The 19,526-nt window shown below is 46.8% G+C and carries 14 protein-coding genes and 1 tRNA gene; 10 read left to right on the top strand and 5 right to left on the bottom strand.

The features are described 5' to 3' along the window. Positions 1-5 precede the first annotated feature (5 nt). On the top strand, positions 6-170 hold the full coding sequence (locus OL444_RS31915) for a recombinase family protein (protein WP_371878162.1): 165 nt from the start codon (positions 6-8) through the stop codon (positions 168-170). Between the two features lie 183 nt (positions 171-353). Here OL444_RS31915 and OL444_RS08700 read toward each other — a convergent pair. From OL444_RS08700 to OL444_RS08720, 5 genes are all read right to left on the bottom strand, one after another. Next, positions 354-427: transfer RNA gene (locus OL444_RS08700), tRNA-Asp, on the bottom strand. A 151-nt stretch (positions 428-578) separates the two neighbouring features. Beyond that, a complete protein-coding gene (locus OL444_RS08705; protein ID WP_264733606.1) occupies positions 579-1,991 on the bottom strand; it encodes a RagB/SusD family nutrient uptake outer membrane protein in 1,413 nt (470 codons plus the stop codon). Positions 1,992-2,020: 29 nt separating this feature from the next. After that, entirely contained in the window at positions 2,021-5,080 is a 3,060-nt protein-coding gene (locus tag OL444_RS08710; protein WP_264733605.1) for a SusC/RagA family TonB-linked outer membrane protein, read from the bottom strand. A 222-nt stretch (positions 5,081-5,302) separates the two neighbouring features. Then, positions 5,303-6,655 (bottom strand): sensor histidine kinase, encoded by a 1,353-nt coding sequence (locus tag OL444_RS08715; protein WP_264733604.1) that lies wholly within the window; start codon positions 6,653-6,655, stop codon positions 5,303-5,305. A gap of 47 nt (positions 6,656-6,702) precedes the next feature. Next, complete coding sequence (locus OL444_RS08720) at positions 6,703-7,377, bottom strand: response regulator transcription factor (RefSeq protein WP_264733603.1); 675 nt, start codon at positions 7,375-7,377, stop codon at positions 6,703-6,705. A gap of 295 nt (positions 7,378-7,672) precedes the next feature. Here OL444_RS08720 and OL444_RS08725 point away from each other — a divergent pair, with 295 nt between their 5' ends. From OL444_RS08725 to OL444_RS08765, 9 genes are all read left to right on the top strand, one after another. Next, on the top strand, positions 7,673-8,488 hold the full coding sequence (locus OL444_RS08725; RefSeq protein WP_264733602.1) for a helix-turn-helix domain-containing protein: 816 nt from the start codon (positions 7,673-7,675) through the stop codon (positions 8,486-8,488). A 72-nt stretch (positions 8,489-8,560) separates the two neighbouring features. Continuing rightward, entirely contained in the window at positions 8,561-9,199 is a 639-nt protein-coding gene (locus tag OL444_RS08730; protein WP_264733601.1) for an NAD(P)-dependent oxidoreductase, read from the top strand. A 25-nt stretch (positions 9,200-9,224) separates the two neighbouring features. Next, the gene (locus OL444_RS08735) at positions 9,225-9,725 is read left to right on the top strand and encodes an anthrone oxygenase family protein (RefSeq protein WP_264733600.1); all 501 of its coding nucleotides are present in this window, start codon (positions 9,225-9,227) and stop codon (positions 9,723-9,725) included. Between the two features lie 156 nt (positions 9,726-9,881). Next, the gene (locus OL444_RS08740) at positions 9,882-10,484 is read left to right on the top strand and encodes an RNA polymerase sigma factor (protein ID WP_264733599.1); all 603 of its coding nucleotides are present in this window, start codon (positions 9,882-9,884) and stop codon (positions 10,482-10,484) included. A 93-nt stretch (positions 10,485-10,577) separates the two neighbouring features. Further along, positions 10,578-11,588, top strand: coding sequence for a FecR family protein (locus OL444_RS08745; RefSeq protein ID WP_264733598.1), 1,011 nt, complete (start codon positions 10,578-10,580; stop codon positions 11,586-11,588). A 23-nt stretch (positions 11,589-11,611) separates the two neighbouring features. After that, entirely contained in the window at positions 11,612-14,587 is a 2,976-nt protein-coding gene (locus tag OL444_RS08750; protein WP_264733597.1) for a TonB-dependent receptor, read from the top strand. Between the two features lie 48 nt (positions 14,588-14,635). Then, positions 14,636-15,889 (top strand): MFS transporter, encoded by a 1,254-nt coding sequence (locus tag OL444_RS08755; protein ID WP_264733596.1) that lies wholly within the window; start codon positions 14,636-14,638, stop codon positions 15,887-15,889. 153 nt (positions 15,890-16,042) lie between these two features. Next, complete coding sequence (locus OL444_RS08760) at positions 16,043-17,215, top strand: threonine aldolase family protein (protein ID WP_264733595.1); 1,173 nt, start codon at positions 16,043-16,045, stop codon at positions 17,213-17,215. Positions 17,216-17,419: 204 nt separating this feature from the next. After that, a complete protein-coding gene (locus tag OL444_RS08765; RefSeq protein ID WP_264733594.1) occupies positions 17,420-19,510 on the top strand; it encodes a DUF262 domain-containing protein in 2,091 nt (696 codons plus the stop codon). The last annotated feature ends 16 nt before the right edge of the window (positions 19,511-19,526 follow it).

Below are 19,526 nucleotides of genomic sequence, written 5' to 3' on the forward strand. Positions count from 1 at the left end.
CCAGAATGCTTGATTTCATCAGGAAACATAAAGGAAAAGTAAGCCACGTTTTAGTCTATACCCTGGATCGATTTTCCAGAACAGGAGGTGCAGCCATCAAATTAGCAGAAGAGTTGCGGGAGAAGTATGGTGTAACTGTCTATGCTGTCACTAGTGTGGAGTTCCAGTGATACACGCATGAAAGAAAAACTTCAAAAACTCATATTTCCCGATGGAATCGTGTATGATCGCAAAAATGAGGCATTTCGAATCCTAAAGGCAATACAATTTTTTCCGGATCGCCCGCCTGTCGGGCAATTCGCCCGAAAACGAAAAAGGGACAAATCATACTTGTGATGATTTGTCCCTTTTTGCGGACCAGACGGGACTCGAACCCGCGACCTCCGCCGTGACAGGGCGGCATTCTAACCAACTGAACTACTGATCCGTTTTCCTTACGGGAGCGCAAATGTAAACATAAATATTTCATTTCCACAAATTTATTTATTGAAAATAAAAAAAGGAAGCCGCTTGAGTAGCAGCTTCCTGTAAATAGCCCATCTATGCCTTGGCGTATTCTAAGAGAAGATATGGTTAAATCACCATCCCGGATTATTGGGACGGATATTGGGGTTCGCAATGATTTCTGCCTGCGGAATGGGCAGGTAGTAAAACAGCGCTTGCGGATGTAAGGTGGCTGCTGGTTGATCCCGTTCAATCGGCAGCAACAGTCGTTTCAGATCATAGTAGCGATGTCCTTCAAAAGGAAGTTCTTTGAATCGCTCCGTTAGTATAGCCTGTAACAGTTGTGGTACATCCCTGAAATTTTGAGGTTCATAATCCAGTAGCCGATGCTGGCGTAGTATGTTGAGATCAGCAGCAGCTTCACCTCGTTTGTTGGATTGCAGTAAAGCCTCTGCACGGATCAGGTACATTTCTGCGGTTCTGAATACTTTGATATCATTCAGATTTTCTGCACCGGTACTGCCAGCATATTTTTTAATGACGTCCGGTAACTGCCCATCTTTTTCCAAAGCGGGATCATAATCAAAATAGCTATCATAGCGGATATCCAGATCCCGGTTGTAAGCAGACAGCAGTTTTTGAGCAGGTGCAAAGTAAGCGATCCCCGTAGTGGCGTTTTTCCATATATCACCTGGCCGCATCGGGCTGGCGTTTGTACGTGTTAGTTTAAAAATAACTTCTGCATTGTTTCGGTCCGTCCAGATACCGGGAAACTCATCCCGGGTGGCCAGTGGCACTTTGTCGATTACTTTCCCGGCATAAGTGGCCGCTGTTGCCCAATTGCCGGCATACAACGCTACACGTGCCTGTAATGCGTTTACCGCATTAAGATGCATACGGCTTACCTCTTTGTTGTCATCTATCAACGCCAATGCTGCCGTGATGTCCTGTTGCAAAGCCGCCATAAATGTGACGTAGGAAGGCCTGCCAGGTTTATTACTGATAGCGGAAGTGGTGACATACGGCACTGCCAGGGCGCTGACCTGGTATTTACCGGAGGAGCCATAGTTACGGTATAGCTCAAAATGTTCAAATGCGCGGATAGCCAGCAATTCGCCTTTCAGGTGCTGTTTCTCCTGCTCCGCTGCAGCATCCGGTACGGGAACCTTATCGATGCCTTCCAGGACCCGGTTAACCCGGTTAATCACCTGGTAGGCATTGACCCAGGGTGCCGATATTTCAGGATCACCGGAAGCGTATGACCAACGATACAGTTGCTGTGCAGACCCATTAACACCATTGTTTTTAAGTCCTATACTGCATTCGTCCGCCATAACGGAGCCTATCCGCCATGTGTACGCAGCTTCCCAGTCGGCATATACCCCCAGCACGGCTTTATTCACAGTGCCCAGGGAAGTGAATATCTCACTGCCATCTACCTGATCGGTCGGTTTGATATCCAGCATCTTATTGCAGGAAAAGAAACCTGTGGCCATCGTTACCACCATCCAACCGGCTATGTTGCGCTTCAGCAAATTTAGTATCATATAATGCGGTTTATTTTCTGATGTATTTCTTAAAAGGTTACGTTAATACCGCCACTGATGGTACGCGGCATGGGATATTCATATTGTGCAATATCATTGGCATCTTCCGGATCAAAACCACGCCATTTCATGATGGATAACAGGTTCTGGCCATTGGCGAAAACCTTGATGTGGCGTACAAATCCGGCCATCCGTTTACTGACGGGGATGTTGTAGGCTACAGACACATTGCGGAGTTTTATATAATCTGCACTACGTATATCCTTTGACGTGAAATAGGTAGGATACTGCGCGCCCGGATAGGGGCTGATATCGCCCGGGCGTTGCCAGATCTGCAGCATATCCCTTGACTGGCTGTACTGGCGGTACTTCACATCGCCGGAATGCGCGTACAGGTCTGGATAATTTAAACGGTACATGCCCTGTATAAAGCTGGTCAGCATTGATACCTCAAAACGTTTGTACGTAAGACTGACCGTTACACCTCCAATGAGTGGGGGATCATAGGTGGCCTTCATGGGTACGGCATCATCGGCGTTGTAGGTATTGGTTTCGTTGCCGGATTTATCCAGGTAAATGGGAGCGCCTGTCTGCGGATCTACTCCTTTCCATCTTACCGCATAGAAACTGCCCAGCGGAAGGCCAGCTTTGTTGATAGTGGCTTCATCTGCAAAGATCTGTGCTTCATCACCCAGACTTAATATCCGGTTTTTGTTGTAGGCCAGGTTTACACCCATAGTCAGGGTAAGGGCTTTCTGCCGGATGATATCTCCTTCCAGCATGAGTTCTATGCCCCGGTTACGCACTTTCCCTGCATTGGTGGCGAGGGTGGCAAAGCCGGTAGTGAGGGAGAGGTTGCTGTTGATAAACAAGCCGTTGGTGACCCGGTTATACACATCTATTTCTCCCCGTAGCCGGTTATGGAATAAACCGAATTCCAGCCCGATGTCGCTGATCCGGTTGATTTCCCAGTTGTAGTCGGGGTTGCCGGGTGTAGTAGGCACCAGTGCTTTGCTGCCGTTGTAAAGCGAAGGACCGTACAGGGTCCTGAATCCGTAGTCGGTGGCAAAGCCACCTGCGTTGCCGGTAAGTCCATAACTGCCGCGCAGTCGTAGCGTTGTCAGGGTATGTTGGTGTTGCATAAAATCTTCCGCCAGGATATTCCAGCTGCCGCCAAAGGCGTAGAAGTACCGGTACCGGTTGGTGGCAGGTACCTGCGAAGAACCGTCGCGGCGAAGACTGGCAGAGAAAGTATATTTCTCTTTATAGGAGTAGCGGAACAAGGCAATCTGTGAAAGCAGTAACCGATCGGGTGTTGTCTGACCAGCTATCACGGGAATGAAATTATTCTCCGGGGTGCCGGGCGTAATGCCGGCAGGGGTGTGTGGCAGCTCCGGGGTAAGACCGAAGCCGGTAAAACCAAAGCCATTGCCTTTGATACGATTGGCTTCTGCCAGCAGGTTGGCTTCTACCTCATGGCCGGCGCCCCATTGTTTGTAGTAGCGTATACCGCCGGTGGCTACGAGCCCCAGCCGGCTGGTCATTTTTTTCTCGTAGGATCCCTGGTTGCCGTTGCTCACCATTTGTCCGTACCAGGAGTCGGGCTGCAGGGAATTGGTGCGGATGGTCTGCTGAAAATCCATGCCTACGGTACCGGTGAGTTGAAAGCCGTGGTTCAGCTGCACCGTTTCCTGCAGGGATAATACGCCTTTCAGCTGGTTATCTTTCAGCAGGCTATTGGCATAGGCATCGAGGGCATTGGCGCCGAATTTTCCGGTGCCGGGCTTCCCGTAAGGCGATTCATAAGGGAGGGCGTAATACAGGGCCGCAATCGGGTTTCTTTCTGTAATGCCGCCGCCGCCCACGGCAGCACCACCTGCTGCTGCTACGCCTTCATCCGGAATGTATTTAACAGCTGCGGTAGACAGGCCTACATTGAGTGTGGTTTTGAAACGACCGTTGGTGTTTTGGAGGTTGGCACGCAGGCTGTAACGTTCCATACCTGAGTTCAGCGCAATGCCTTCCTGGTTGAAGTAGGCGCCGGACAGGTAGAAGGTGGTGTGTTCGTTGCCACCGGAAACGTTGAGGGCATGCGATTGCATCCGGCCATTACGCAACAGGTGTTTACGCCAGTCGGTATTGATGGTACGCAGGCTGTCGAGGTAGGCATTGCCGAAGGCATAGTCAGCGGCGGTTTTAGGTACGGGTTCGCCGTTGACAAGTTTGTTGGGATTATTACGGGAATATGCCCAACCGGGTAAATTGGGGTCTTGTAATATTTCTTCAAACTGCAGCCGTTCCTGCGTATTCATCATATCCCATTTGGAACTGTTTAAGCCGGATACGCCGAACTGGTTGCGGTAGTTCACACGTACTTTTCCGTCGGCCCATGCCTTTCCTTTTTTGGTGGTGATCACAATCACCCCATTGGCGGCACGGGAGCCATAAGGTGCGGTGGAGGCGGCATCTTTCAGGATATGGATGGTTTCGAAGTCTTCCGGATTTAAAGCCGCGAAGGAGTTGTTGGCTACCGGTACACCATCCACGATATATAAAGGGTTGACATCACCATTGATAGAACCCAGCCCGCGGATAGATACCCTGCCGGCTTCACCGGGTTGTCCGGTGGGCGTGCCTACATAGAGTCCGGGCGCACGTCCCTGCAGCATCACATCAAAGGAACCTACGGGCGCCTGGGTGGTAACGGCGGCAGGAATACTACTAACGGCGCCGGTTGTACGGGATTTGCTTTGCTGGGTATAACCGGTAATCACTACTGACGACAGCGATTTTGCGGCACTGGTTAAAGCTACCTGTATAGGTTGTGTGCCTGCTGGTGGTGCGATCAGTGCTATTTCGTATCCGATGTAGGAGAATTTCAACAGCGCTTTACCAGGTGGTACGTTGATGGTAAAGGCGCCGTTTACATCGGTGGCGGTTCCTTTGGCGGTGCCGGCTACCTGAATGGATACGCCGATCAGCGGCTGTTGTGTCAGGGAGTCTGTTACAATACCTTTGATAATTCGTTCCTGCGCTATACCCACCAGAGATAGCAAGAGCGAAACACAAAAGAGGAAAATGGATTTCATGCGCATGATAAATGTGTAAATTAATTTTAGACAGTAATGGCAGCTGGTGATAGCTGGTAAGGTGAGTGCAAAGCTAGAACAGTGCTATTGGGAGCCGCTTAAAGACTGATTGGGTAAGGGTTAGAAAGTAATTAGGAAATTTTAATGCTGCAGGAAGAGGCGCTAAAATACGTCTGCCGCTCTGGTATATTCAGAGAGGCAGACGTATGATGGGGAATTGTTTTAGCAGGGAAATAGTAGGGAGAAAGAAGTGCCTTTGTGCATGGTGGAAGTAATGACAATACTGCCCTGATGCAATTTTACAATTTTATGGGCGAGCGAAAGGCCTATACCAAAACCCCCGTAAGACATGGCATTGGATCCACGATAGAAGGGCTGGAATATTTTATCGGTTTCTTTGTCCGGAATACCGATACCCTGATCGCGGATAATGATAACCGTATGTTTGCCGGCGGTAGTGAGTTCACAGCTGACTTCCCGGTTGTCAGAAAATTTAATGGCATTCTTGACAATGTTGCTAAGGGCAATGAACAGCAGGTAACGATTCCCCTGTATGGTTACTTTGCTGGGATTATCGCCGAAGTTATACGCCAGTTTAACCGGCCCGCCGGCAGGTTTGTTCCCCCATTCATCTACCACTTCCCATAACAGTTCCTGCATATTAATGGGCTGCATATCATGACTGTCTATATTAGCCTGCACCAGTTCCAGCAGGCTGTTGATAATATTATTCAGCCGTCCGGCATCTTCGATAATGGTTTGCAGGGTGGTCTGGTATTCCTGGTGATTTCGTTCCTGCATGAGCGTTATCTCCGCTTCGCCCAGTATAGAAGCAATAGGGGTACGGAGTTCATGGGAAGCGTTGGCGATAAAGGAGCGTTGCGCCTCAAAAGATTGTTCGAGGTGTTCCAGCAGCTGATTGATGGTCAGGCTCAGTTCATTGACTTCTTCGTGTGGGGCATTACTCACTGGTAGCCGGCTGTTAAGACTTGTAGCGCGAATGATTTTTACTTCATTGTTGATCCGGGAAATAGGCTGCAGCGCCATTCTGGCAAAGATGCGGCCCAGGAAGCCGGTAACAAGCAACGATAACGCAAAACCGGATAACATGATCCAGCCCAGTTGATGCAGGTGCTGGCGGCCATTGATATCGCGGGCAGCGGCAATGACGACGAAGTTGCCGGAGTTGTCGGTGTAGTAGATACCTGCCGCCTGCCGTTCTCCATCTGTAAAACGAATGTTTTTTTCTTTGATCACACGCCGTATGATGGCACGTTTCCAGCCAAGGGAGTCGGGCTTAATAAATACAGACTGGCCGGCTTCATTGTAAATACGGATGGTTTCCTGCGAGAGGGAACGGGGATAGTTGCGTAGTACTTTACTGAAGCTTTCCACAGACAGGTTATCTTCTGCAAGGTAAAACTGGGCGGCTGTTTTGGCGCGTTCATCCAGTTTGTCGAAGAAGCTTTTTCGCTGATGATGTACTACCAGTAAGTAGATGGTGGTCAGCAATACTGCCAGCATCACGGCAAATATAAAGGTGAACTGCAACGACAGCCGGTCACGGATTTTCATGCGCACAAAAATTTAAAACACCTGGAAATGGAGTGTAGAACCGATGCTTAATCTTTCAGCACATAGCCCACACCAATGACAGTATGAATCAGTTGTTTGGAGAATCCTTTATCTACTTTACTCCGCAGATAATTGATGTATACATCGATGAGATTAGTACCCCGGTTGAAATCGATGCCCCATACTGCTTCCGCAATTTCTGTGCGCGACAGTACCCTGTTTTTGTTGACCAGGAGCACTTCCAGTAAGGTGAATTCCTTTACTGTCAGCATAATCTCCCGGCCATTGCGCACAATGGCGCGGCGGTAACAATCCATTTCCAGGTCATCGGCATGATATACCGCGGCAGGAGAAGTCATGGTATTGCGGCGGCTCAGGGCTTTGATACGCATCAGCAGCTCTTCGAAATGAAAGGGTTTGGTGAGGTAGTCGTCGGCGCCGTTTTCAAAGCCCCGTACTTTATCGCCCAACGTGCCCAGAGCGGTCAGCATCAATATAGGCAGGTCCCGTTTGAAGTGCCGGATATAGCTGCATACTTCCAGGCCATTATAGTGGGGCAGTATAACATCCAGTATGATCAGGTCAAAGTCCTGTTGTAATGCCATGGTACGGCCGGTGGCGCCGTCGTAGGCTACCGTTACATGATACCGGTGAGCTTCCAGGCCTTTTTTAATAAATGCGACAACCTTGGGTTCATCTTCTATCAACAAAATATTTATCATTGGTATACTTGCTACGGGTGGGAAATTTTTCAAAATTATTTGTTTCACTTGTTGCTCAGTACCGCATTAGAGAAATCTAATCTCCGTGTAAAAATGGCTCCGGACAATAATGTCATGAAAGTGTTGCTGGTGAAGCATATGCGGGGACGGTATCCAGGAGTGATAACTACATTTCTAATATGGTTTTAATAAAGGGACAGGAGGCAGGGCTATTGTGGTAACCAGGAGAAACGGAGCCCGCAATTGGTATATTAGCGGGTAATTGGTAGATTTAAGGTGAAAATCTGATCTGGTAATGAAATACCAACAAATACAACCGCCTGATTATCTGAAAAACTATGTCCGGCATTACTGGGTATTGGAAAGCGATCAAACCGATGTACTGTCACAATCTTTCCGGACCATTGCCGATGGCTGCCCGGGCCTTATCTTTCAACAACCGGACAAAGGAGTATTATTCCAAAATGATAAAGAGCTACCAGGTATTATTTTGTATGGCCAGGCTACCCGGCATGCAGAGATAAAGCTGAAAGGAAAATTTAGTACGGTAGGCATTTACTTTTATCCCAGCGCGCTGAAATCCATTTTCGGGCTGAATGCCGGGGAACTCACCGATACCTGCCTGGACCTGGATCTGCTGGCCGGGGAACAGGGATATTACCTGCTGGAACAACTGGCGGATACACCTGCTTTAAAAGATCAGATAGCCATCATATCGGCCTATCTGTTATTTATGATCCGGAAAAACAGTACCTGCGCAGATGATGCCATGCAGTATGCGCTGTCCAGCATTGTAGCGTCGAAAGGAAGTATTTCCATGAAAACATTACATGAGCAGTTACATCTGTCGGAGAGAAGTTTCGAACGTAAGTTCAAACAGTATGTAGGTATCTCTCCCAAATTATTTTCCCGTATTTCCCGTTTTCAGGCCTCTTTGAGCCAGCTGAGAACCAACAGCTACGATAAGCTTTCCGATATTGCATTTGGTAACGACTATGCAGATCAGTCACATTTTATACGTTCTTTTAAAGAGTTTGCAGGGGTATCTCCTTATCAATATCAGAAACTGTCTACAGAAGTAATGGAAAATTTTACCACACAAACGAAATAGTAAGGTTGTCGGTTTTGTTCTATTTTACGCTCCTCCATCGTGCTAATTTTGGTGTATTAAAACCAAATGATGATGAACATACTTATTATAGGAGCCACTGGTGGCACGGGTGCGCAGCTGGTAGAACAAGCCCTGAATCAGGGACATCACGTAAGCGCTTTCGTACGTAATCCTGCAAAATTACAGCTCAGACATTCGCATCTTACCATCATACAGGGAGATGTCATGGATATGGATTCACTGGAACGTGCCATGGCCGGGCAGGATGCCGTATTGTCAGCATTAGGTGTGCCTGCCTCGCATAAAGAACCAATACGGGCAATCGGTACGCTGAATGTGATCCGGGCGATGGAAAAGGCTGGTGTGAAACGCTTTATTTGTCAGACTTCCCTGGGATATGGCGATAGCCGGCAGGTGCTGAACAGAACGCCTTTCTATTTCAAATATCTGATAGTGCCTTTCGTATTAAAGACAGGTTTTGCAGACCATGCCTTACAGGAAGAACACATCCGGCAAAGCAGGCTGGATTGGGTGATTGTACGCCCGGGCAACCTGACAGATGGTAAACATACTGGCCTGTATAAACACGGATTTGCTGCTACAGACAAAACAATTAAGGTGAAAGTATCCCGTGCAGACGTAGCTGATTTTATGCTGAAACAGTTGACTACAACTGTCTACCTGGGAAAAACACCTGGTATATCTTATTGAATTTAAACCCATGATACTGCTATTTATGAAAATGATGTTAGTGATTACCGCCATTGCAGCCGCGCTGGTGGCGGGTATCTTCTACGGCTATTCCTGCTCTGTTAATCCCGGTCTGGGGCGTTTGCCGGATGCCGGTTATCTGGAGGCTATGCAATCTATTAACCGGGCTATTCTGAATCCGGTGTTTTTCCTGGTGTTTATGGGCTCCGTGTTGTTCCTGCCGGTGAGTACTTACCTGGAATACCGGCAAGGCATTACTGTTAGTTTCTGGTGTTTACTGGCGGCTACCGTGATTTATATCGTGGGGGTATTTGGGGTAACCGCTGCCGGCAATGTGCCGCTCAACGATGCATTGGATGCTTTTAATATTAAAGGAGCCTCCGTAGCAGAACTGGCGCAGCAGCGGGCTAAATTTGAAAATAGCTGGAACAGCCTGCACACCATCCGTACCTGGGCATCTGTAGTCAGTGCCATATTGGTCATCGTAGCCTGTTTGCATACCTCGCGGGAAGTGTTGTCTAAATAGCTATACTGTATTGGTCTTATGTAAAATGTTATACCACCAGGAGGGTATAACATTTTTTTTTGTGAGATGATAACAGAGAGATGCATCATTTGTTTTTTTTGTATCTTCCATGATAGGCATTATGAATCATGACCTGCAACCAATACTAGATGATTGATGGATAAAACCACGCCTGTATATAGCTTTGAAGAAGATAGGCTACTGTTGGAGCAAATCACATCGGGCAACTATGCTGCCTTTACTGCACTATATAATAAGTACATCAAAGGTCTTCACCAATACGGACTGAAATTTACAGCAGATACTACCCTGGTGGAAGACAGCCTGCATGACTTATTTGTATGGATCTGGGCACGGCGGCAGGAACTAAGTATACAAACTTCCCTGAAAAGCTATCTGATAAAAGCATTGCGTACATCCCTGCTACGTCGCCTGAAAGAAGCGCAGCGTACGATTTCCCGTGATACCGGTGCAGAAGATCATTATGATTTCCGGTTAACCCTTTCTCCGGAAACGGAAATAATGGATAAGGAAAATGAGTGGGTATTGCGCGATAAGGTCGCCCGCCTGCTGGCGCAACTCACCAACCGGCAGAAAGAAGTCATTTATCTGCGTTATTATGAAGGATTATCCTTCGAAGAAATAGCCGGTAATATGAACCTCACCATGAAAGGTTGTTATAAACTAATGGGCAGGGCTATTGCCACCCTTCGCGAACTCGGTACCCCGGTATGTATATTGATTTACTGTCTGTTATAACAAACGGATAAAATTTCTAAAAATAATTGTCTCCCCGTGGGGTAATCATCCCGGCTTTTATCTCTCTATAGTAATTCCTGTTTAAAACAGTATATGCAGCAGTATGAAGATTTTGATATAGCAGACTTTCTGGAAGATGAATATTTCATCAGATGGGTGCGTACCCCTGATGAAACGAGTAACCGGTTTTGGTACAATTGGCTGCGTATACATCCGGATAAAAAACAGGTAGTAGCACAGGCGGCAGCTGTCATCAATAGTGTACAGTCATCCGCCACACCGGTACCGGAAGTATATTATACTTCCCTGAAAGCACGTATAGATGCTACCTTACAGGAAGACAGCCAACCCGCTACACGTATACAGCATTTATGGCGTAATATACGTATAGCCGCTGCCGTAGCTGTACTGATACTGGCAGGTACACTCACTTTTTTCCTGCTGCAATATACCAGTACCACCACCATTATTACAAAATATGGGGAAACCAGTGCTATATGGTTGCCGGACAGCTCCAGGGTGATATTGAATGCCGATTCCCGCCTCACTTACCGCAACAGCTGGCATCATCACAAACGGGAAATATGGCTGGAAGGAGAGGCTTTCCTGCAGGTACGGCAACCATCTCTGCAACAGGGTACACCACCACCTTTTACGGTACATGCCGGTGCTGTAAACATCGCTGTATTGGGAACGGAATTTAATGTGAGTAACCGGGATGTGGCAGCCGTCATGCTAAAAAGTGGTAAAGTACGGGTAGACATTGCCAGCACCGGAAAAAAGCTGGTCATGCGCCCGCATGAATATATGCACTATAATAAATCTTCGGGAGCACTTATCGTTAAAACGGTGGACCCGGCGGTATATACGGCCTGGATCAACCACCAGCTTATTTTTGAACAGGAATCATTGAAAAATGTATGTGACCGGCTGCAGCGCTACTTCGGAACGCCCTTTATCATTCAGGATAGCAGGATGCAGGACATAAAAATCTCCGGGATCATTGAACTGAACAATGAAGCTACCGTCATCAGCACTTTGTCTGGTTTGTTAAATACCGACGTTAGAAAAACGAACAACCAAATCATTATTACCGGGAATTAAAAGTACCCGCCAAAACATCCGTTATGAAACTGATTTTGCATGCTACCACGCAAACAGCATTCCTATGCCTTCTTTTTCAGACAACCACACCCGTGTCTGCCCATCCTTTCATGCTGCCCCGGCCCCTGTCCGTAGAAAACAGGGTGTTGCAGGAAAGCCAGCTGAAAGCCGTATTGTCGGACCTGGAGAAAAGATTCCATGTCAGTTTCGTATATATGGACCAGTTAGTGAGGAATCAGACAGTGGCTCATTTTACAGAAAACAATCACAACACTGTGGAAGAAGAGCTGACCCGGTTACTGACACCCTTTCACCTGACCTTCAAAAGGGTGACCGAAAAGCAGATCACCATTACCGCCTTGCCTGCACCTGTTACCAGGAAGAAAGAAAAAAACAACACGGAAAAAGAAATCTCCGCAGCGCCGTTAGGTATCATTAAAGGCCGGATACTGGCCGCTACCGATCATACACCATTACCTGGCGCTCGCATCTCTGTGAAAGGAAAAAATACCGGCGCCATTACCAACAACGAAGGCGTATTTCAACTGAATGTTACCCCGGGTGATGTACTTGTTATCAGCTATGTGGGATATGATACGCAGGAAATTTCGGTCGGCAATCAGACATCCTGGGATATAGAGCTGACAGCCACCGCGCAGAAGATGGGCGAAGTAGTGGTGATTGGCTCACGGGGTAATATTGCCCGTACCAATGTGGAAAAGCCTGTTCCGATTGATGTTATCTCCGGTAAAGAAATGCAGAAAACCGGGCAGACAGAATTAGGGCAGATGATTCACTTTTCTGCGCCTTCTTTTAACTCTACCAAACATGGGATCAGCAATGTTACTTCCTATGTAGACCCGGCAACCCTGCGCGGCCTTGGGCCAGACCAGACACTGGTACTGATCAATGGCAAGCGCCGGCACCAGTCGTCCGCGCTGAATGTGAATAACGTGGTAGGACGGGGTACCGTAGGTACCGACCTGAATGCGATTCCTACTGCAGCCATAGAACGGGTGGAAATACTACGGGACGGCGCCGCAGCCCAATATGGCTCCGATGCTATTGCCGGCATTGTAAATATACAGCTGAAAAGAAATGATAAAGGAGGCAGTGTAACGGGCCACTATGGTGCCACCAAAGAAGGCGATGGCCAAACCTATGAACAGGCGGTGAACTTCGGATTGCCGCTGGGCCGCAAAGGCGGGTTTATCAACACCACCTTTCAGTTTCATCACAACGAACCAACCGATCGCTCCGGCGACTATACCGGACGGGTATACGTAAATGATAAAACGCAGGACGATGCCATGGTAAAGACCCGGAACTTTAACCGGGACGTAGCACGGTATGGGATTGCAAAAAACACCATGGGCGTCGGTTTTTATAATGCGGAATTGCCAATGGGTAAAAACTGGACGCTCTATTCATTTGGCGGATATTCCTATAAAGACATGACCGCATATGGCTTCCTGCGGCCTCCCAGCAATGAAAAACGGACGGTACTGAACATCTATCCGAATGGTTACTCGCCGGTATTCCCGGGTACCTTAAAAGATGTGGCAGCAACAGCCGGCCTGAAAAAAACGCTGGCTACCGGCTGGAACATGGATTTCAGCACTACCTACGGCAGTAACCGGATCGATATGTATGTGAACAATACGGTGAATCCCTCTTATGGAGAAGCCTCTCCCGTGAGCTTCTATACCGGTTCACTGGCATTCGGGCAAAGTACCAGTAATGTGAATTTCTCTAAGAATTTCCGGAATATCGGTGCATTGGAATCTTTCAGTATGGCGCTGGGCGCTGAATTCAGGATGGAACGTTACCGCATGAAAGCGGGTGATGAAGCCTCCTGGAAAAAAGGACCGGTTACACAAACAGATGTAGGCTCCAGTGGCCGCGAAGGTATCAGTGTGGATAACGCCATTGCCCGCAGCCGTAATAACATCGGGGTGTATGTGGATGTAGAAAGCGATATTACCAAACAGCTGTTGCTGGGCGCTGCCATCCGCTTTGAAAACTACAGCGACTTCGGCGCCAACCTCTCCGGAAAACTATCTGCCCGCTGGAAACTGGCAGAAGCTTTTGCCCTGCGGGGATCTGTAAACCGTAGCTTCCGCGCGCCTTCCATGCATCAGCTGTATTACAGCAGCAATGCGGATGCGCAGTGGCTCACCATCAATGGCATATTCGATTCCTATCCGGTAGCACACCTGAGAAATGATAATCCCTATGTACAACAACTGGGTGTAGGTAAACTGAAAGCGGAGATATCCATGGATTACAACGCCGGTTTTACCCTGCAGCTGGGACATAAATTCCTCATGACGGTAGATGCCTACCAGATTGATATTAAAGACAGGGTAGTGATATCTGCCCAGCTGGACGCTACCAGCACTTTACTGGCACCTGTTTTCAATGGTTCCGGTTATGCGCAGGTACAATTTTTCTCCAATGCCGTAGACACCCGTACCAAAGGCCTGGATATGGTAGCCACCTACCGCGAAAAATTCAATCCTAAAAATGAACTGACCCTGAATGCAGCGGTGATGCTGAATCAAACCCGGCTGATCGGAAACATCCGTACGCCGGATAAGCTGCAGGCTTTAGGGGGCGCTATTATCGACCGTATTATGATCGGACTGATAGAGGTGGCGCAACCGCGTAATAAGGTCATTGTGTCGGCCAATTATCGTTTGGGCAAGGTAGAAGCGTTGATCCGGGGAACCCGTTTCGGGGAAGTGACGGCCCGCCAGGGAGATGCAAAACTCGACCAGACATTCGGTGCTAAAATCATCACGGACGTGGCGCTCACCTATAACATCACTCCACATATTGCCTGGTCGGCCGGCGCCAATAATATCGGTAATGTCTATCCGGATAAGATTGCCCATCCTTCTTTAACTTCTTCCGGTCAGACACCCTATACCCGTTTTACTTCCCAGTTCGGATTTATGGGTGCCTATTACTACAGTGCCATCAGGATTGGATTTTAGCCATGCGGCCGGTGGTGGATAACTACCGGTCAATCAAAAAGGAACAATATGAAGAAACGTTTTTTAGTACTGGGTGTATTATGCATCCTGGCGATTATTACTTACCTGGACCGAACTGCTTTATCCGTAGCAGAACATGGGATTACCAGTGAATTGCATATATCTGAAAAAGAGTTCGGGTGGTTACTGGCGGCTTTTTCTATTGCGTATGGCATCTTTCAGATACCCATGGGAATGTTGGGAGATAAAATGGGGGTGAAAACGATCCTGCTGCTGATTGTATTATGGTGGTCGGTATTTACGATGCTCACCGGAGTAGCAGGTAGCTTTATGGTATTGATCATTGTACGGTTCCTGTTTGCCAGTGGCGAAGCCGGCGCTTTCCCCAATATATCCATTGCGTTATCGAAATGGTTTCCTGCTGTGGAGCGTGGCCGGGCACAATCTTTTATATGGATGTTTACCCGCTTTGGCGGTGCGCTGGCGCCGGTGTTTATTATTCCTATACAGGAAACCTGGGGCTGGCGGTATGTGTTTTATACTTTTGGAGGCATTGGTATTTTGTGGGCCGTGTTATGGTGGTTTTTTTTCCGGGAAAATCCATCGCAGATGCCAGGCATTACAGCTGCTGAAATAGAAGAAATAGAGTCTACCCGTAAAATCAAGACAGCAGGCCACTCCCTGCCTTTCCGTAAAATATTGCGGAGCAGTAACCTGTGGGCATTGATGATGATGTATTTCCTGTACATGTTCGGGGCTTATTTCTTTCTATCCTGGATGCCTAAATATTTACGCCAGGGGAGGGGCTTTGATACCACGGAAATGGGATTTTTATCCATGCCGTTTATCCTGGGCGCAATCGGGTGTCTGATCGGTGGATTTTCCTGTGATTATCTTTCCCGCAAATTTGGCATCAAATGGGGCCGCAGAATCATCGGGCTGGGTGGACTGCTCATCGCTGGTGTATTCATGATTCTGGCAGCTTTAACGCCCAATCATATGGTATGTATTATTTTGTTGTCACTGGGATTGGCGTTTAAAGATTTCACCTTACCGGTTTCGTGGACGGTAGCCACCGATATCGGGGGCAAGGATGCCGGCGCCATTTCCGGTGCGATGCATATGTTCGGGCAAATCGGTTCCACCATTATGTCGGTAGGATTTGGTTACCTGATCAGCAGCACCCATGACTGGAACCTGCCGATTATCATTATCGGTGTTATTGTTATCTGCAGCGGATTGCTCTGGCTGAAAATTGATGCCTCCAGACCGCTGAACAGCAGCGCTGTTGCAGAGGGATAGCAGCTTTGCTATTGATACAATTTGAAAATCGGGAGTTACAGGCTCCCGATTTTTTTTGTAGTAGCCACTTCTTTTCTTGCTGTACAACGGTTTTCAGACACTGTAAAAAATGAGTATCTTCTGCTATCTTCTCACATTAACCTGTATGAAATAATGGCAAATAGTAACAGACGCGACTTTCTGAAATCAGCGGGGCTTTCCGTACTGCCGGTATGTATGCCCGCTTTGGTAACAGGCATGGCAGCACCACAGGAGCCGGCTTTGGCGCCGGTAAATTTTATTAATGATGGATTGTCGTTAAGTCCGGCAGCCATGCTGGATAAGTTACAGGAAATAAATAAACAAACGGCGATTGTGCCCGACTTCTACGGCCAGGAGGGCACTATGGAGGCGTTGCTGGAAAAGTTCCGCCAGCTGACCGGTAAAGAAAAGGCGATATATATGCCCACTGGTACCATGGCCAATCAGTTAGCCATTATGATGCTGAGCGGAGAGGATACCAAGGTGTTTGTACAGGAAACCAGCCATGTATACCGCGATGAAGCGGATGCGGCCCAGTCGGTACACCGGAAGCGACTGATACCCCTCGCCCCGGGAGAACCCTTTTTTACCTTGGAAACATTGCAACAGGCACTCGCTTATTACGAAGAGGGCGAGGTGTTTAAAAGCGGTGTTGGCGTAGTGTCTATCGAGAATCCGGTACGGCGGTGTGATGGCCAGACGTTCCCATTGGAAGAAATCCGCCGCATCTCCGCCTTCTGCCGGGAGAAAGGCTACCGGCTGCACCTGGATGGCGCGAGATTGCACCTGGCCGCGGCATTTGCCGGTGTAAGCATACAGGAATATGCCCGTTACTTTGATACCGTCTTCATCTCTTTGTATAAATGTGTGGGAGCAGTCAGTGGAGCCATACTTTGCGGCGATAAGGTGGTAATAGATAAAATGGAGCACCAGATAAAGATCCATGGCGGCGCTATTTATCGTAACTGGGTCAACAGTGCGCTGGCACTCCACTACATCGATGGCCTGGAGGAACGCCTGCAGGCAACCGCACGCCAGGCCAAAGAACTGATCCGTCAGCTGAATCAGTTTCCGGAGCTGAAAATAGTGCCCTATACGCATGGCTCCAATGTGTGCGAAATGGAAGTCAGTAAAAAAATCAATAACGAAAAGCTGTCGAATGTCTTGCGGGCAAGGCATCAGATCGTGATGCGGCGCACCGTGGAAAATGGCAAAGTAAGACTCAACTTCAATGAAACCCTGTTAAACCGGAAGGTGGAACATATTGTAGCGGCTTATCGGCAGGCGATAAAGGAGGTGTTGTAGGGCAGAGATGGTATTAACTGAATGAAAAGAATGAACTGGATTAGTTGAGTGATTTATCGCGTAAATACTGCCTGTCAGGTAAATAGAAAGCTGCTTGTAGAATAGCTGAGGATGGATAGGTTGCTGAGAATCAGGATAATTATGTAATTTAAATGGAAATACCCTCTTTCCATTAATTATATAGAATAACCGACAGTAATTACTATGAAGGCAAACGAAACCAAAGTAGATAAGTTTTTAGCTACCAACGAAACTGCATTCGCTATACCGGTTTATCAAAGAAATTATGACTGGACCCTCACCCAATGTGGGCAGTTGTTGCGCGATATCTTTGAAGCAGGATCAAATGAAAGAGTCAATGCGCACTTTATAGGTAGCATTGTTTACGTGCATGATGATGTGTATACTGCGTCCGGTATGACCGAACTGACCATTATTGATGGACAGCAGCGACTGACGACGATTACCCTTATCTATATCGCCTTATACAGACTGGCCAGACAGCTGGAAAATAAACAACTGGAAAACCGCATTCATAAAACCTATTTGATTAATGAATTTGCGTCTGAAGAGGAGAAATTAAAACTCAAACCCACGGATAATAATAAACAGGCATTAAAACATATTTTAAATGCGGAGGATGGCGTGGAGTTTAAAGGGTATTCCCGGATTATTGAGAATTTTAATTTTTTTAAATCCGGTATCAGTAAAGATAATTATGAGATTGTACAAAAAGGGTTGGCAAAATTAATTTTTGTAGATATTGCACTGGACCGGCAAAAGGATAATCCCCAAAGGATTTTTGAGAGCTTAAACTCTACCGGCTTAGAGTTATCGCAGGCAGATCTTATCCGGAACTATATTCTGATGGGCTTATCCCGGCGAGATCAGGAAGATATCTACAGAAACTATTGGGAGGTGATTGAGTCCAATGCGAAGGATGAAACCTTGAATAAAAGCAGAGTTTCAGATTTTATCCGCGATTATCTGACATTGATCAATAAAGAAATTCCGAATAAGGGAGATGTATATATCAAGTTTAAAGCCCAGTATCCTACCACCACTATTGATGAATTGAAAAAAGAATTGTCTTCCTTAAAATCGTTGGTACGATTCTATAATAAACTGATTAATCCTAAAAATGAGCCGGATGAAGCGGTGAGGATACATCTGGAATATATAAACAGGTTGGAAATAAATGTAGCTTTTCCCTTTTTGATGAAAGTATATGAAGATTTTTCAAATGGGAAAATTAGTAAGCAGACTTTCATTGATGTGCTTTCGTTAGTACAGTCGTTTACCTGGCGGAGATTTATGGTGAGTTTACCCACCAATGCACTGAATAAGATATTTATGAATTTGTACGATAAAGTAGAAATTGATAATTACCTGTATTCTATACAAAAATCACTACTAATACGTACCGGCGTGCAGCGTTTCCCCCGGAATGCCGAAATTATCAATGCTTTGAAGGAAAAAGATGTATACACGATCAAACCTAAAAACCGTACTTATCTCTTTGAGAGGTTAGAGAATTTTCAGAATAATGAAGTAGTGGTAATTGATGGTAATGTAGATATTACAGTAGAACATATCTTTCCGCAAAACCCGGATCACAGCTGGAAAACAGTATTGGGAACAGAGGAATACAATTTTATAAAAGAAAACTACCTGAATATAGTCGGTAATCTGACCCTGTCCGGTAATAATGGCAGATTGGGCAATAAATCCTTTCTGGATAAAAGAGAAATGAATGTAGATGATAAAGAACAGGGGTATAAATACAGCAGATTGTGGCTAAACAGATCATTGAAAGAAAAAGAGAAATGGGGCAGGGAAGAAATAGAGCACAGAACTGAATTAATCGCAGAACGGTTTCTGAAGGTGTGGGAGATACCAGACATTCAGATAGAGCTGGAAGCAACGAATGATGAAGTAAATATTTTTGATGCAGATGCACCAAAACACAGAAAACTGGAATATGCAATTTTCTTCGATCAGAAATTAGCAGTTACACAGGTGGCTAAATTGTATATCGAAGTGTTTAAGCAACTCTTTGAACTACAGCCCGAAACGTTCTTTGCATCGGAAATTGGTACCAGAATTAGTCTCTCTACCAATCCAAAGGAGGCAGGGTTAAGACAGGCAGTCGCATTAAATGGGACTTATTTTATGGAAGCGAATATCGATAATATGGCCAAGTTTGATAGAATTAAACAAGCCTTGACCATATTTGGTTTTGAAGACGAATTGTTTATTAAATACGCTAATGGAGAAATCGTGAATGGCAATTAATGGCTGTTATGAATGA

Origin of the sequence: Chitinophaga nivalis (genome assembly GCF_025989125.1) — a bacterium.
GTDB lineage: Bacteria > Bacteroidota > Bacteroidia > Chitinophagales > Chitinophagaceae > Chitinophaga > Chitinophaga nivalis.